Genomic DNA, 15,491 nt, shown 5'->3' with positions numbered 1-15,491 from the left:
TTATTGCATTAACAAATACAGCCCCGCTTAGAACAGTGCGCCCAATGACATACCGCTGGATTTCCGCCTACCACAGCGCTAAAATCCAGTTGGGAATTATAAAAGGAATGAGGAGGATGGTGGATTATGCAACTTGGATTTCCGGTAGAAAAGCGGGTTAATTCCTATCTGGCAAAACGCAATCAAGCGCCCAGCATGGCCAATAAGCAGGCACTTTGCCCGGTTGTGCCATTTTCAGGAAGCCAAAAATCGAAACTATCAAAAATATCGAAAGTATCCAATGACGAATTCATTCTGGTCACTGGCGGAGCGGGCTATATTGGTAGCCATTTTGTGAATGAATATTTGATGCAAAAACCGGCTTGCCAAAAAGTAGTAGTCCTTGATGACTTATCGGAGGGGCATCTCGGGGCCATTCAGGCACTCAAAAAGCGCTACCCTGGGCGGATTCGCTTTGTCAAAGCCAAAGTGGGAGATGGAAAGGTTCAGGGCCTGATGGGCCGATTTAAAGTAAAAGCGATTGTCCATTTTGCGGCCAGCGCTTCGGTATCCGAATCTCAGGAAGATCCTATGAAGTATCTGGACAATAACGTGAGCCAGACCATTCAGCTGTTGAAATCTGCGCTAAACAAAGGAGTAAAGCGCTTTGTGTTCTCATCCACAGCCGCCGTGTATGGCAACCCCACTGAAGTGCCCATTGTGGAAACCAGCCCAACCAGACCCATCAACAACTATGGCGCTTCCAAACTCAACATGGAGCAAAGCTTGGCCCAACTGAAAGAAGCCGGAAAAATGGATTATGTGGCTTTAAGATACTTCAACGCGGCAGGCGCCGATGAAGCTGGCAAACTAGGGGAAGCCCACCGCAATGAAAGCCATTTGATCCCTTTGGTATTACAAGTGGCCAAAGGGCAAAAAAGGGCCATCCAGCAATTTGGAAATGACTATAACACCCCGGACGGCACCTGCATTCGAGATTATATCCATATCCAGGATTTGGCTGACGCCCACATCAAAGCCCTCAATTATCTGGAACAGCATCCAAACACCGGGTTGGCCCTGAATTTGGGAACGGGAACCGGCAATTCAGTGCGAGAGGTGATTGAGGCATGCAGAACCATCACCGGAAAACCCATTCAGGTAGAACAAGCCCCTCGACGGGAAGGCGACCCCGATCGGCTGGTGGCTAGCTACGATCAGGCTCAAAAAACGCTAGGCTGGGCACCCCGTCATGATTTAAATCAAATCATCAAAACCGCTTGGCAATGGGAGCAATCGCCTCGCTTTCAGGCAAAGCCCAGTTGGCTTAATCGATTACAAGCCTTGTTCAAAACAGAAAAGCACCTGAAATCTTCTTACAACATGCGCAACACAGACTTTCATCAAGCCAATTGAAATTGAGTATCCCAAATTTCATTGTGGCGAGGGTCTTTGGGCAACAGTACCGTAAAAGTAGCACCTTGGCCCACTTCGCTATGCGCCCAAATCCGTCCCCCATGGCGCTCTACAATGCGCTGACAAATCGCCAGTCCGATGCCGTTGCCATCGTAAGGGCTTTGCTTGCCATGCAAGCGCTCAAAGGGCCTGAAAATATGCTCAGCCTTCTCTGGTGAAAAGCCGATGCCATTGTCGCTAATCACAATCTGACACCGTTGAAGCTCTGACGGAAACACCTGGATATCCACCACCGGTTTTTGAGCTTCCGGTTGGTACTTCAGGGCGTTTTGTAAAAGGTTTTGGAACAATTGGGCCAGCTGATCAGGATCGCCATACACCGTTTCCAGTGGACCCAGCTGAATACTCGCCTCTTTTTCTTCAATCAAATCCGATAAGGTCAGCAACACCTGCTGCACCACAGCCCATAAATCAACCGATTGAAAAGTTTTGGGCTCTCTGGAGACTTTGGAAAGCAGCAATAAATCGCTAATCAAAGCCTGCATACTTTCTAACGAGGCATGAACCCGCTCCATTAGCATCAGCGATTCAGCATCCAGCTGATCTTTGACTCTTTCGTGAATCATGTCGCAAAAGGTTTTGGCCTTGCGTAATGGCGCTTGCAAATCATGAGAGGCAATGGCCGCAAATTGCTCCAAATCCCGATTACTCCGGGCCAGCTTTCTTTCACTTTGCTTCAACGCATCCTGAGTCTCCTGAAGCTCGGTTACATCGGTATGCGTACCAAACCAGCGGGTAATCAGCCCTTGAGCGTTCCGAATGGGCATGGCACGGGATAAAAACCACCGATAATGCCCTTCATTCCCTCGCAGCAGAAAAGTAGCCTCCCAGGGCTCTCCAGTTTCCCAGGCCAAATGAAGGGTGTGAATCACCGATTCGGCCTGAGTCTCATGAATCAGTCGGGTCCATGCCCAACCTTCTATTTCAGAAAACGGAAGCCCCGTGTAATCGTAATACCGCTGGTTAAACCAGAAAATTCGTCCCTCAGCGTCCGCCATCCATGCAAACTGAGGTATCGAATTGGCCATGACCCGCCAGTTTTCCTCACTCTGGTAAACGGCGGCCTCTACCTGCTTTCTTTCAGAAATATCAATGACATAACCAATGTAACCTTGAAAAACACCATCGGGGTGCAGCAAGGGTGCCCCCACAGACGACATGTGACAATAAACACCGTCTTTGCGCATTAAGCGGTATTCCAGCTGGACTTTTTGGCGTTGGCTGGCGGTTTGGAAAAAAAGAAGACGGGTTGCCTCGCGATCGTCTGGATGGACTTTATCCAGCCACCCCAGATTCAGAACCTCATTAAAAGATTGGCCGGTAAATTCAAACCACGGCAAATTAAGATAAGTGATTTCCAGCTGATCGTTGGTCAGCCAAATCGTTAAAGGCACCGTATCAGTCACAAACCGAAAGTGGGCTTCACTAAACTTTAAAGTCTCTTCCTGTTGCCTGTTTTCGGTAATGTCCGTTAACATTCCCGAAAGTCGAACGACATGGCCTTTTGCATCGGCTTCCGGCTGGGCACGACATCGAAGCGTCAGGATTTTACCAGCTGGCTGGCGAATCCGAAACTCCTCCACCAAGGGAATACCCGTGGCTATGACATGCTGAATTGACGCTCGCTTTCGTTCCCGATCTTCCGCCAGCACAAAATAGAGCAAGGTCTCCAGATTAGCGGGGTAATCATTGGAAGAAATCCCCAGAATGTGATAAAGCCGCTCACTCCAGTACATGGTGTTTGTGACCAAATCCCAATCAAAAAAACCTTCGTTGGAACCGGCAATAATCCGCTGAAACTGCTGCTGGCTCTGTTGAAGCTCCTGCTCCCTTTGCTTTCTCAGGCTGATTTCCTGCACCACGGCCAAACCCAGCCCCTTACAGGCATCAAACACCGAGCAGGAAAGGCTAACCCAAACAATGGTTCCGTTTTTATGAATATAACGCTTCTCTATTTCATACTGGGCAATTTGCCCCTGAAATAGCAGTGCAGCCTGACTTAAGTCCAGCTCCAGATCATCCGAAAACGTAATACTGGCAAAGGTTCGCTCCAGAAGTTCCGCTTCAGAGTATCCGGTAATGTCACAAAAGCGTGGATTGACGCTTAAAAAAAACCCGTCCTTACTAACAATGGCCAGACCTGCACAGGCTTGCTGAAACAAAGCGTTCAGCAGCCCCTCTGGCTCATAACCCTGTAGAGCGATCATGACGCATTCTTCATATTAAATCTACTTTAATGATAACCACATTCAACGACTAGATAATGTGCAAAATCCTACCAAGTCCATGCAAAAGGTAAATCCCACAAAAGAATATAATTAACCTGTCATTGTTAACCAAGCCAAAAAAACGACCTCCCATTTCAAATTTACACAAGCGGCTAACACAAACAGGATAAGGAATTGACTAATGAACAATCCCACTAGCAACAAAATCCTTGAGCGGGTTTTATACTTTCAAGAATCTAAATTCCAGCCCTAACAGGGAGTCGCTTACTATGGTTCATGCAATCGCCCAGCCCTTACAATCCAGCCAAACAAAGCCCAGCCAACCGGCTGGCAAATCTCGAAACCTGCGCCCTGAGACCCAAAAGGCTGGACTCCCAAACGACCGATTTCAAACCAATCGCCCCCCCCTCGCGAAATTTGGGGACAAGGAAGAGGGTGGCATTCTTAATTCCCTCTGGAATTTCACCAAAAAAGCCACGGCCGTTACGGTAGGGCTTTTATCCACTGTTGGCCTGACTGTGGGCGTTCCGTTGGGACTGATGCAAATGGCCGTGGGCTTGTTTTTTCACCCGCTGCTGATTACCGGAGCTTTAACCATCGGCATTCCTCTGGCCGGAGCCATTGGGTCCGTATGGCTCTTTAAGAAATAAAGCCCCTCTTCAATCTTCAAAAGAGGTCATTCTCAAAGCTCTCAATCTTTTTCAGGGGGTGCCTTCAGGTGCCCCCTATTAAATCAGGAAGCTTTTGGAAGCAAACTGTTCTTTTTGAAGGCTTAAATAAGGCTTCAGCATCTCATAACTGCTTTCAAGCCCTTGAATGGTCGAGGTTTCAATGGCCAGATGAATTTTTTGGGGAAGCAGGGCCACGTGATTGAGAAAGCCTTCCATATCCAGCATGCCTTTTTCAAAGGAATCGTGGCTGTCCAGCTCTCCACCGTTGTTATGAGCATGAATATAAGCCACATGACTGCCCAGCTCCCTAATCCAGTCAATGGGAGAGTGCTCGGAAAAAATATTGATATGGCCAGTATCCACGCAGGCCTTAAGTCGGGGAGAGTCCACCCGGCTCAGTAGCGTGTTCATGGTGTCTGGCACGTCATCCAGAAAATTTTCCACCAGAATGGTCAGGTTAGAATCCTGAAGGTGCTCCTCATCAATCAACCGTTCCCAAAAATCGGTTACTTTGTTGAGCCACAGCCGGGTTACATTGGCCGCCGTATAAATGGGGGTCCACTGGGAGTGAAACACCAGATACCGAACATCCAGCGCTTTGGCCACCTGAATGGCTTGGCGGTAGCGGTGTTGCGAAATTTTCAGAATTTCTGGATCCATGCTGACCACATTGGTATCAAAAATGGGGCCGTGCATGGAAAGCATCCCATGAAAATCACGCAGTAAATGGCGATATCGGGCGATTTCGGCTTCCTGATTGTCCAGATTTTCCACATAATAAAATGTGGGGATTTCATAATCCAGCTGGTTGTTCAAAGCAAAATCAATACCCTGCTGTAAATCGGGGCCTTTAGGAGCTGCAAAAATACGATCGATCATTTATTAGTCCAAATCCCTTGCATTTCTGATTAATACGCCTCTTCAGGGAGACGCCCTCAAAATCGGCTCCAGACAAAAAGCATAAACATCTTCCCCAAACATTATGCCCGTTTTAAAAATTTTTATATCCCCTATTTTGTGTAAATCAAAAAACAACAATCAAGCCAGCTGGAATCAATCATTGTGCCGATTTTAAATCATTGGCTCAAAACAAAAGGAGTAAAAATGGTAAAATCAACTGGCAAAGAAGGTTTGGGGAGCAATTGCATGGAACTGGCCAATCGGTTTTTAGCGGAGTGTGTGGTGGTGGACATTGTGGATGACAAGTTTGGCTACCCCAAAACCCTGATTTTAAAAAGCCATGTGGCCAAACTCCTGAGCGAAGGGCATCGGCATGTGGTTTTAAACCTGGCCCAGGTGGAAACCCTGGACAGTTTTGGCATTGCCGTATTAATTTCCCTGTTAAAGCTGTGCAAGGAAATTAAAGGCAACCTGACCCTGTACGGACTGAACGATCAGGTGTCTCGTTTAATGGAATTGACCCACATGGATCGGGTGCTGGAAATCTGGGAGTCCGAAGGGCAAGCCATTCGCCAGGTCAAAACAGGGCGATCCTAGCAAATCAAGCGATTAGCAACCAGCCATCACTACGGGTAAGTGATAAAGGGGTTGGCCGCCGCTGATTCTGGGCGAGGTAGGGGTAGAGAAAAGGTGGGCCGAAGGCGAGAAGCAAACGGGGAGTTCATGCCTGAGGAGGGGAAGGCGGCATTGCCCAAGGCAGGGGCGTTTTCACGGACTGGTCGATTCAAGGGCTGAGAGGCCAGGCTTTTAAAACCAATTTGAGAGGCATTGGATTGACGGGCTTGTGGATAGCCCGGTAAAGGCGGTGTATTCTTTTCCAGTAATTTTAAAAACCCGTAGGTAGACCCCGCAAAAGTGGCCAGCGCCGCCCCACCCACCGAGGCAAACCGGGTAAAGTGGTTCATTTGCTTGAAGACCGGTACCGCCGCTGCATCAAACATCTGGCTGAGAACCACACCAGCTGGAAGCAAGCCCAGATAGCCCGCAGTCACGATATCCTGAGAGGTTCCTTTGCGAGCCACCAGCTTTTCTTCGTAGGGTTGCAACACTTTATTGTCAAAACGACTGGCCAACCAGCCATAGAAAATGAAATTCAGGGCAACCGTGGCAATCATTTTGGGCCAGGTGCCATTTCTCTGAATTTTATCAACGGCGGATTTGATGGCACGGCTTTGTTTGCCGTCCTCAATCAAGCTTTTAAAGGTCCATTCAGCGCTTTTTACCAAGTTACCGGCTTCATCCTGAATGTCGTGAAGGTTGTGGGTTTGAAACAGGGGCTTTAACAAGGTTTCCAGACTGAAAGCAGGCTTTCCGCCCAGGTCTTTCGCTTCCACACAAAAGGCATTTGTACTGGTTAAATGCCTAAACAGTTTACCCCGTACTTTTTGAGTGGCCTGAGCCGCTTGATGCTGTTCAGGTGCCGATACTTTCAGCTGTTCCAATTCATGATCCAAATGCTTCTTTAATTCGGGGGCCACTTTTTTCAGCGTTGCCCAGTCAACAGTGCCGGTTAAATGAGCCCAAATGGTTTTCTTGACCTTGTCCATTACAGGCTCAACGCTATGTTGTTCTAAATTGGCAGGCATTTTAGGCAGATGGCGCTCCAGATCCTTGCTGAGGTTCACGATTTCATGAGGCTCAAGCCAGCGACCCAGTCCCATATCTTCCAAACGAGCCGCCAGCAACTGCTGCTTGCTCACCCGTTCGGCTGGCTGGGAAGGATCGCTTTTTCTCAGGGCCATAGAAGCGTGGGTTTCCGGCAAATAGTCAAAAGACAGCTTGTTGACTTCCTCAAAAGCCACTTTCACTTTCTTTTTAACCTGTAGCATCATATCAGCGCCCAGATAGCGCCATAAATTATCCAGGGTTTTGTGCCGAACTTCCTGACTTTTGGCCATGGTTTCAAACCAGCCTTCAAAGTGCGACAACTGGGTGTTGAGTTGGTTGGGAGAGATGTAGCCCTTATGCCGTTTTAGTGGCCCCGTGGAGGAATGCTCCGGGGGATGAATCAGAAATTCTCGCAGCCGATCTTTCTGAACTTTAAACTCGTTTTCCCAGTTTACCGAATTTTGAGCCCACTTTCCTTCAGCCCCTTGGTTCGCACTATTCTTCAGCTCATGGTTGAAATTTTCGGGCGAATACAGCTCTTTATAAATTTCCTGCATGGCGGTGCGATCTTCAGGCCCCACATGCCAAAAGTCGGTCAAAGACTCTTTTTTGTAGAGAAATTGCAGATTCTCAATGGCCCCGATCTTTTTAGAGAACACATCATCCCGCTGATCCAGTGGCAACTTGCGAACTTCCTCAGCCAAGGCCCGCAGCTCGGTTTTGGCCTTGCTTTGCAGAGAATCCAGCTTGCCGACATAAAACTGCAAACGATCAGAGACAATTTCACCCATTTCATCCAGCGGGCTAAACTTGTTTTGACGCATCAAAGCCCGAGGCATCTCAAAATGACGAGGGATCACAGAGCCAACAGACTTCAAACTGTCTTTCGGCTCTAAAAAATTGCTTTCCAGATAATGCTGGAAATTCAGGGTGCGATCCAGATGGTTTAGTAAAAAGCCCAACTGCTGGGCCTTAATGAGACGAACCCCGTTTTGCACCTGAGCCGTCAAGACATTGATGCCGGGCGATTCTTTTTTTGAAGCCAGCAGCTTGCCAATTTCAACATCCACCGCGGTTTGGTTATCCAGCTTGGCAATACGCTTCAGATCCTGGGCATAGGGCTTTAAGGTAGCGCTACCCAGGTACTCACCCACCTTGGAAGCGTTTTGAGCATCCATGGGCTTTTCAATCAATGACTTTAACTGTGCCTTGAACGGTGCCTTGAGCGTTGAATCCACTTTCAACTCACTGATTTCTTTCAGCGCTTCCTGTTGCAGGGTTTGAGGAACCAAATCAGCACTGTTGCGAATGACAGTACCCATCATTTTTTTGCGGAGGGCATCCGGCATATCAGTGTAGTTAAACGCGTTGGGGTATAAAGCCTTGGCGCTCAGCAGCTGGTTTTTGTTTTTGTAATCGGGAATCACCTGCTTTTGACCCTGATTGGTGTTCAGGGCATGCAACTCCAGGGCGCTGGTCAGCAATGGCATGGTATAAAACCGCTCAGTGCCACGAAAACCCATTTCCGTCATGTAGGTACAAGCCATCACCATACCAAAATCACGGAACCAATAGTCGCCTTTACGGCTGGGCTGGGTTTCAGAAACCCGGTAAACGCCCCGACCGGCGTAACTCAGGTTGACTGACTGAGCCAGCAGCTTTTGGGAAAAAGGGTTCATGGCCATTGGGAAAGGCAATATCGACATTAATAAGCCCCCCCTGATAGGGTGGATGGGGTGTTTCTACGTTGACTCACATAACTCTGGAAAAATTGGATAGGGGGAGTGGGGTTTAAACTGGATTGAGACGGGTTGGCTTCGGCGGCTGACTGACTGGGGCTTTGCGGTGGGTGCGATTTAGCGAAGGGGGAGGGCTTGAAAGGTTGCCCCGCCTGCTTGTTTTTGGGTCCGTCAAAGTCCTTATCCAGGGGCGAGATGACCTTGTTGACGATTTTCATGGCCACCCCACCTATCAGATAAATGGTTGACCCCACAATAATAGCGGTAGAGAGGCCGTTCCAGGCGTTAATTCGATAGAAAAATGAGGGGATGCTTTTATAGATTTTCTGTTCTTCTCTGGATAACTGACTGAGTACCTCTTTACCGTCCTGCGTCGATACTTTGGCTTTCAGGGCTTCATATCGTCGCTTAATCAGGTCGGTTTTATTAGCATCCAGCCAAGAAGACGCCCACAGGGCCTTCTTGCCTTTTCGGGCGCCCTTCATTTCATCGGGGTCGATGGAAATCCCGGCATCCTGGAGGATATCCAGATAATCCGCATCCATACGCACCTTATCCAGGCCGTTTTGCAGCCAGCTCATCTCGGAAGAGAGATGGCCCTTTTGGCGCATAAACGGGTTGCACAGCAAGGTATTCAAGCCATAATTCTCACTTTTGGTGAGGTTTTGCAGCACCAGGGTCATCACCCAAATCATGGCGTTACGCCCGTTGGTTTCCCAAGGGTGCTTATCATCCTTAACCGCATAGTAGCCTTGCAGCAGGTAAACCCCAATCAGGGTCTGCAAACGGCCTGCCACATCTTCCAGAGACAGTCCGCCCATCCGCACGTCTTTGTTAAAGAGTTTGGCCCCAAACAGGTTCTCTTTCAACGCGGTGGCCAGGCGAATTCCCCGCACCACAGCCTCTTGCTGAGGTTGCTGTCCGGCCATTTTGGCCAAAGCCATAGCCCCACCGCCAAACCGCGGCGGTATAGACTTCCCCCTCGTCCTTTCGGACGGCAAGGCATTATATTGTGAAATTGTCGTTACCATAACACCCTAGTAGCTAACGAGCTTTGTACTGCAATGAAAGATGGTGAAGGGGAAAATTTGCCCGTTTGCACTAATTGCAACAAAACTTTGTGACCATGATATGAAAAAAGTAGGCCAAGCAAGCAAAAGCCTTAAAAATACCGCCCTTTGTTTTGGGTCCCACCCGCTTCATCACCCATTCTGTTAAAAAATCTGAAAACCCTCTTTAAGTAAAGGTTTACAGCGTTTTCAACCGGTTTAAACTTACCCTTGGAAAACCTCGCCACCCCCAAAATGGCTCGCCCCAAAGCAGCGACCATGCAGTCAAAACAAAGACAGTGAAAGCTTTTCATAAAAAAAGTGTGGTTTTCCCAAACAAGGCTCAAGATTCACACAAAAAATTAAAGAAAATTAACACTTAAAGACCGCCATGGCTATCGCCGAAGTAGATACTTTGCAAAACCCCGGATCTGTATTATGATGACTTACCCTTCTAAGTTGCAGAGTTCACCTGTTGAATTTTATTAAGTTTTAAATTCACCCTTGGGTTCATAAACGTAAGAATAATTCCATTTTCAAGCTCATTTTTCAAAAATGATGGAAGGGTCCAATTCATCTATCCATTGCCGCAGAGGTGGTTTAAATTATGACATCTATATATACCCATGCAGTGGTGCCTTCTCGCACCACCCTCCAAACATCTTTCAATACCAACCTGGCTCAAAATCCAGTGGCCTTTGGTAATAAAGCAACCGAGGCTCGCAAACATCAAAGCACCATGCAAAATGCCCTACAACAGGCCAGCATGCTGATGACCATTCCGGTTTTGCTGGGTGTTAACGGCATTGCCTACATGACCGGGGCCGATGAACCGCAATTGATTGTGGTCAGCCAAAAAGGCAAAAAAATTGATTTAATCGCCTGATCCAACAGGCCATTCAACCGGATGGCCCGTTAGGTATTCAAGTCTCACAGGACGTCTAGGCGTCCTGTACCTTGTTGGCCAATTGTCCGCAGGCGGCTGCGATATCAACGCCCCGCTCCACCCGAATGGTGACTTTTTTGCCGTAACCGCTCAGCACTTCCCGAAAACGGTGAGTGACATTGCCGGATGGGCGTTTATAGCCGTAATCATCGCCAATGGGGTTGTAAGGAATCAGGTTGACGTTACACTTCAGGGTTTGCAGCAATGCCCCCAAGGCGTGAGCGTGACTAGGTTGATCGTTCACCCCTGCCAGCAAAATATACTCAATGGTCAAGCGCTTGCCAGTGGTATCCACGTAGTGATGCAAAGCAGGCATCAGGGATTCCAGAGGCCATTTTCGGTTAATGGGCATAATGGCCTCACGGGTTTCGTTGTCGGGGGCATGCAATGAAACCGCCAGGGTCAACTGCATGTTTTTGGCCGCCAAATCGTAGATTCGAGGCACCACCCCGGAGGTGGAAATGGTGATATGCCGCATCCCCACTTCAGCAGAGCGATTCAGAATCTCGATGGCGTCCATCAAATTGTCGTAATTCAGCATGGGTTCGCCCTGACCCATAAACACAATATTGCGGACTTCCTTACCGCTATCGGCTTGCACATAAACGTACTGCTCCACGATTTCGGAAACGCTCAGATTTCTCATAAAACCAAGCTTCCCCGTGGCACAAAACCCGCAATTCACAGCGCAGCCTACTTGAGTGCTCAGGCACATGGCGTAAGAGCCCCGTTCCTCGAAGTACATCAGGACCGATTCAACCACTTTGCCATCCGGCAACCGGAACAGGTACTTTACCGTGCCGTCCTGACTACTCTCTTTCTGATCCACCACCAGCGAGCCTACCTGAAAGCGTTCTGCCAGTTTGTCCCGAAAGGATTTTTTCAGGTTGGTCATCTCATCAAAACTACGGACGCATTTTACATACAGCCACTGGTGCAACTGTTCGGCCCGAAAAGCAGGCTCATCCATCGTTTTAACCAAAGCCCGCAAGGCTTCCAGAGACATGCCCAAAAGCACCTCTTTGGGTGTAAAAGAAACAGCGGGAGCGGATGTCTCGGTATCGATATCGGATAAAGGGGACAAGACTGCGTTCATAATAAAAGATGACCTTTGTGGTGATTGGGGAAATGGTGTACCTATAATAAAAGAAAAAGAGGCAAATAGATTTGCCTCTGTGAGATTTGTGGGATAAAGAGTGGAGTGTGTGTATTTAGAGCGTTGTTAAAACTGGAAAAACTGGGGTTCTTCACGATGAACCGGATGGCAGGTTGCCCTCAGAGAACATCTGTATAAAAAGCCCGGAGTTTGTTTAAATATTGCCGGGGATAAAGAAGTAGGGCCAAATCAACAGGGCGCCACAAAACAAATCGCGTAACAAAGTACGGATACTCATAACGGATAAGCTCCTTCATTTCAGGTTGGGTTGTCTAACCAATTCGCTAATAACTGCCCGCTGAAAAGACAGCGGCTACGTGCATCGTTTCTGGAATCAGGGGTCTTCAGTATTTTCGAATGACAGCTTCAACCCTACCCTGGATATGGACGTCTGTTACATAGATAGGTTCCATCTCCGAGTTGGCCGGTTGCAGCCGAATTCGATCCTTCTCACGGTAGAATCGTTTCAGGGTTGCGGTTTCATTGTCAATCAGGGCCACAACCACATCCCCTTCCCGCACACGGGCTTGAGGGTTAATGATGACCACGTCCTCGTCCATAATATGGTCTTCAATCATGCTGGTGCCACGCACTTTGAGGGCATAACAACCCGGCGGACAGATATCCTCGCTCAAATCAATCCGCTCAACGCTATCTTTCAGGGTTTGCAATGGAGAGCCAGCGGCAATGGAGCCTAGCATTGGTAATACGCCCACTTTGCCTTCTTTGGCATCCGCCCGATCCAATAAGGCATCACTATCCTCCAGCAAAGCGTTCCGGGCTAAGCGAAACTCGTCTCGCAAGTCCTCACGAATGCTAATGGCTCGTTTTTCCGCCGGATTCCAATCGATAAGCCCCTTTTTTTTAAGGCCGCTCAAGTGGAAATGAATGGTGGAAGTGGAACTAACCCCACACAACTGGCAAAGCTGTTGAATGGAAGGCGGGTAATTGTTCTCCAGAACAAAAGCCAGCAGCTGATTCAGCACTTCGCGTTGTTTAGAAGTCAGTTCATCTTTAGGGGACATTGGCATCTTTCTGTATATAAAGTTTTAACAGGGATGGGTTGTTAGCCTCGAACGATTTTTCTATCGAACATAAATTCTATGATACTCTTCCCATTTAAAAAGGCAAGCGAAAATTCGAAAAAAAATTCGACCGGAATTTCGACAAGCATAGCAAAACAGTCAAAACCATTGATAAAACCTACATTTCAGGATGATTAATCATTTGCGTTAAGCAAAACGCCCAGTTCAAAGCCTTTTAAAGAACGGCTCTGTTCGCCCTTTGAGCCGAGGTGTGCCATAATAATCTGGCCTCAGGACTGCTCAACGCTCAACCAAGAGTCACTTGTGCGTTGATTCTCGAAAAGAGCACTTTGAAAATACCCCGTTTTCTGTACAATAAAAGGCAGTTTTAGATCCTCACCCGCCGTTACCCGGTTTTAGCGGATTTCTGCACTGGCATTGTCCTAAAAAACAGTTCTGTTTCGGCGAAATGATTAAATCATTTAAAGTGATTCTAATAGTCCTCTAAAGTAATTTTAATAGTCCTCGACTGATTTTTTTGATCGTACTGAAATAGGAGAAGCGTTTATGGCACTTGCCCAACCGCCCAAAACACAGGGTGAAAGCAGCACGGCAGCTGGAAAATTCAAGTATCCCGGTATTCCAGGAACGGCTGACGGTTCCGCCATGGTGGTGCATGTGGAAACACGCGCCTGTGAGGCCGGAATCGCCTACCCGATTACGCCTTCCACCAGCATGGGCGTAGGCTACCAAACCGCTTACTCTAACGGGATGAAAAACCTGTGGGGCAAAGAAATTATGTGGCTTCAACCGGAGTCCGAGCATAGTTCCGCCTCCGCTTCAGAAGGGTACGCAGTGGCCGGTGGCCGGGTTACCAACTTCACCTCTGGCCAAGGGCTGGTGCTGATGAAAGAAGTGCTATACACCATCTCCGGGAAGCGCCTTGGCTTGGTGTTTAACATTGGCGCAAGAGCCTTAACCTCCCACTCCCTCAACGTTCATGCCGGTCACGATGACGTGATGTCCGTAACCGATGTAGGCTGGGGTATGCTTTTTGCCCAGAATGCCCAAGAAGCGGGCGATTTGTGCATGATTTCCCGCCGCACCGCTGAAAAAACCAAAACGCCTTTTATGAATATTCAGGATGGTTTTTTAACCACCCACACCATCGAAAACGTGCTTTTCCCTGAAGATGAGCTGATTCGCGACTTCCTGGGCGCCCCCGGAGACAAGCTGCGCAAACTGTTTGACCCGGATTTCCCTTTAATGAGCGGCGTGGTGCAGAACCAGGACAGCTACATGACCGGCAAAATCGCCCAGCGCATCTTTTACGATCAAATTCCGGGCGTACTGCAAGAGTCTATGGATGAATTTTACAAGCTCACCGGCCGCCGGTACAGCATGGTGGTTCCCACCCAGCTGGAAGACGCTGAATACGCCATTGTGGCTATGGGTTCCACTGCGGAAACCGCATCGGTCAGCCTGGATCACCTCCGCAAGTTAGGCCTCAAAACAGGCAGTCTGAATATTACGTCTTTCCGTCCTTTCCCCGGCCCACAAGTGGTAGAAGCGTTGAAAAACGTGAAAGCCTTTGCCGTTATTGAGCGGATGGATAACCCTCTGGGTGTTTCCAACCCCCTGACCGCTGAAATCGAAGCCGCGTTCGCCAAAGCAGCCATGGGTACACCGGGCTATCCCAAAATTGACCGTATTCCGGTCATTTACTCCGGTGTGGCCGGTTTGGGCAGTCGTGATGTCACGCCGGGACAAATGGTTTCCACGGTTAAAAACATGACTGAAGCTGGCGAGAACAAACGCTTCTTCAGTCTGGGCATCGATCACCACGCCAACCTGGAAGTGGATGAAGAGCCGGATGTCCGCCCTGTTGGCTCCTTCTCTATTCGCGGCCATTCGGTGGGCGGTTATGGTTCGGTTACCACCAACAAAATTATCGCAACCTGTCTGGGTGATATCTTTGGGTTCAAAGTGCAAGCCTCTCCCAAATATGGTTCCGAGAAAAAAGGCTTGCCCACCAACACCTATCTGACCACCACCAAAAGCGGAAAAATTGGAACGCACAGTGAACTGATTCAAGTTGAATTTGTACCGCTGATGGACCCCAACACCTGGAACATGGGCAACCCGCTGGTGGGTCTGCAACCTGGATGCACCCTTTTCCAGCACACCCCCAACGAAGATCCGCAGCAGTTGTGGAATTCGGTGCCGGATTGGGCCAAGTACTACATTAAGGAAAACAACATTCAGTTCTACAGTGTGGATACCATTCGTATCGCTCATGAAAGCTGTAAATCGGATGACTCGCTGGTACAGCGCTTCCAGGGTATCGTGTTACTGGGCGTGTTCTTACGGTTGACCCCATTCCAAAAGGATGCGGGCTTGAGCGAAGATGAGCTGTTTGAGCGAGTACGCATTCCCATTGAAAAATACTTTGGCCGTAAAGGCGCGGATGTTGTAAGAGACAACGTAGAGGCCGCTCGTAAAGGCTTTAAAGAAGTCTTTGAAGTGCCTCGGGCCGTTATTGAGTCCACCCCTGCGGATGTGCTGGAAAAAGGCCGTCTGGAATGGGAAGCCAAGGGCAAAGATACCAATGCGTTCTTTATTTAGCGCGTTCTTTATCTAGGCCGCCGCTGAGA

Annotated in this window: 11 protein-coding genes; 5 read left to right on the top strand and 6 right to left on the bottom strand. The window is 48.7% G+C overall.

The window, feature by feature from the left end; genetic code table 11:
* Positions 1-126 precede the first annotated feature (126 nt).
* Positions 127-1,395 carry a UDP-glucose 4-epimerase GalE gene (galE, locus tag ACEW81_RS04380; RefSeq protein ID WP_373531753.1) on the top strand — a complete coding sequence of 423 codons (1,269 nt, stop codon included), beginning with the start codon at positions 127-129 and terminating at the stop codon, positions 1,393-1,395.
* On the opposite strand, the gene ACEW81_RS04375 is transcribed toward galE, so the two are convergent.
* A complete protein-coding gene (locus ACEW81_RS04375; RefSeq protein ID WP_373531752.1) occupies positions 1,383-3,662 on the bottom strand; it encodes a PAS domain S-box protein in 2,280 nt (759 codons plus the stop codon). The genes galE and ACEW81_RS04375 overlap by 13 nt on opposite strands.
* A gap of 290 nt (positions 3,663-3,952) precedes the next feature.
* Between ACEW81_RS04375 and ACEW81_RS04370 the strand changes: the two genes are divergently transcribed.
* Positions 3,953-4,333 carry a hypothetical protein gene (locus ACEW81_RS04370; protein ID WP_373531751.1) on the top strand — a complete coding sequence of 127 codons (381 nt, stop codon included), beginning with the start codon at positions 3,953-3,955 and terminating at the stop codon, positions 4,331-4,333.
* A gap of 78 nt (positions 4,334-4,411) precedes the next feature.
* On the opposite strand, the gene ACEW81_RS04365 is transcribed toward ACEW81_RS04370, so the two are convergent.
* Entirely contained in the window at positions 4,412-5,233 is an 822-nt protein-coding gene (locus ACEW81_RS04365) for a sugar phosphate isomerase/epimerase family protein (RefSeq protein WP_373531750.1), read from the bottom strand.
* A gap of 225 nt (positions 5,234-5,458) precedes the next feature.
* Here ACEW81_RS04365 and ACEW81_RS04360 point away from each other — a divergent pair, with 225 nt between their 5' ends.
* The gene (locus tag ACEW81_RS04360) at positions 5,459-5,851 is read left to right on the top strand and encodes an STAS domain-containing protein (RefSeq protein WP_373531749.1); all 393 of its coding nucleotides are present in this window, start codon (positions 5,459-5,461) and stop codon (positions 5,849-5,851) included.
* Between the two features lie 29 nt (positions 5,852-5,880).
* Here ACEW81_RS04360 and ACEW81_RS04355 read toward each other — a convergent pair whose 3' ends face one another.
* Both ACEW81_RS04355 and ACEW81_RS04350 read right to left on the bottom strand, forming a co-directional pair.
* Complete coding sequence (locus tag ACEW81_RS04355; RefSeq protein ID WP_373531748.1) at positions 5,881-8,628, bottom strand: hypothetical protein; 2,748 nt, start codon at positions 8,626-8,628, stop codon at positions 5,881-5,883.
* The gene (locus tag ACEW81_RS04350) at positions 8,628-9,605 is read right to left on the bottom strand and encodes a hypothetical protein (protein ID WP_373531747.1); all 978 of its coding nucleotides are present in this window, start codon (positions 9,603-9,605) and stop codon (positions 8,628-8,630) included. Before ACEW81_RS04350 ends, ACEW81_RS04355 begins: the two co-directional genes overlap by 1 nt.
* Positions 9,606-10,317: 712 nt before the next feature.
* On the opposite strand from ACEW81_RS04350, the gene ACEW81_RS04345 reads away from it, so the two are divergent.
* A complete protein-coding gene (locus tag ACEW81_RS04345) occupies positions 10,318-10,596 on the top strand; it encodes a hypothetical protein (protein ID WP_373531746.1) in 279 nt (92 codons plus the stop codon).
* Between the two features lie 55 nt (positions 10,597-10,651).
* Here the strand turns inward: ACEW81_RS04345 and rlmN are convergent, their stop codons facing one another.
* Positions 10,652-11,752, bottom strand: coding sequence for a dual-specificity RNA methyltransferase RlmN (rlmN, locus tag ACEW81_RS04340; RefSeq protein ID WP_373531745.1), 1,101 nt, complete (start codon positions 11,750-11,752; stop codon positions 10,652-10,654).
* 404 nt (positions 11,753-12,156) lie between these two features.
* Positions 12,157-12,837 (bottom strand): transcriptional repressor LexA, encoded by a 681-nt coding sequence (gene lexA, locus ACEW81_RS04335; RefSeq protein WP_373531744.1) that lies wholly within the window; start codon positions 12,835-12,837, stop codon positions 12,157-12,159.
* Positions 12,838-13,404: 567 nt separating this feature from the next.
* On the opposite strand from lexA, the gene ACEW81_RS04330 reads away from it, so the two are divergent.
* Complete coding sequence (locus ACEW81_RS04330; RefSeq protein ID WP_373531743.1) at positions 13,405-15,462, top strand: 2-oxoacid:acceptor oxidoreductase family protein; 2,058 nt, start codon at positions 13,405-13,407, stop codon at positions 15,460-15,462.
* The last annotated feature ends 29 nt before the right edge of the window (positions 15,463-15,491 follow it).

The organism is Vampirovibrio sp. (assembly GCF_041737375.1).
In the GTDB taxonomy this organism is placed as follows: domain Bacteria; phylum Cyanobacteriota; class Vampirovibrionia; order Vampirovibrionales; family Vampirovibrionaceae; genus Vampirovibrio.
The sequence above is the reverse complement of the archived record's forward strand: the minus strand, read 5'-3'. Positions and strand labels throughout refer to the sequence as shown.

Coding starts and splice junctions, on each gene's coding strand:
- lexA (WP_373531744.1), bottom strand. CDS start 12,837: ATGTCCCCTAAAGATGAACTGACTTCTAAACAACGCGAAGTGCTGAAT.
- ACEW81_RS04330 (WP_373531743.1), top strand. CDS start 13,405: ATGGCACTTGCCCAACCGCCCAAAACACAGGGTGAAAGCAGCACGGCA.
- ACEW81_RS04345 (WP_373531746.1), top strand. CDS start 10,318: ATGACATCTATATATACCCATGCAGTGGTGCCTTCTCGCACCACCCTC.
- rlmN (WP_373531745.1), bottom strand. CDS start 11,752: ATGAACGCAGTCTTGTCCCCTTTATCCGATATCGATACCGAGACATCC.
- ACEW81_RS04375 (WP_373531752.1), bottom strand. CDS start 3,662: ATGATCGCTCTACAGGGTTATGAGCCAGAGGGGCTGCTGAACGCTTTG.
- ACEW81_RS04350 (WP_373531747.1), bottom strand. CDS start 9,605: ATGGCTTTGGCCAAAATGGCCGGACAGCAACCTCAGCAAGAGGCTGTG.
- galE (WP_373531753.1), top strand. CDS start 127: ATGCAACTTGGATTTCCGGTAGAAAAGCGGGTTAATTCCTATCTGGCA.
- ACEW81_RS04370 (WP_373531751.1), top strand. CDS start 3,953: ATGGTTCATGCAATCGCCCAGCCCTTACAATCCAGCCAAACAAAGCCC.
- ACEW81_RS04365 (WP_373531750.1), bottom strand. CDS start 5,233: ATGATCGATCGTATTTTTGCAGCTCCTAAAGGCCCCGATTTACAGCAG.
- ACEW81_RS04360 (WP_373531749.1), top strand. CDS start 5,459: ATGGTAAAATCAACTGGCAAAGAAGGTTTGGGGAGCAATTGCATGGAA.
- ACEW81_RS04355 (WP_373531748.1), bottom strand. CDS start 8,628: ATGTCGATATTGCCTTTCCCAATGGCCATGAACCCTTTTTCCCAAAAG.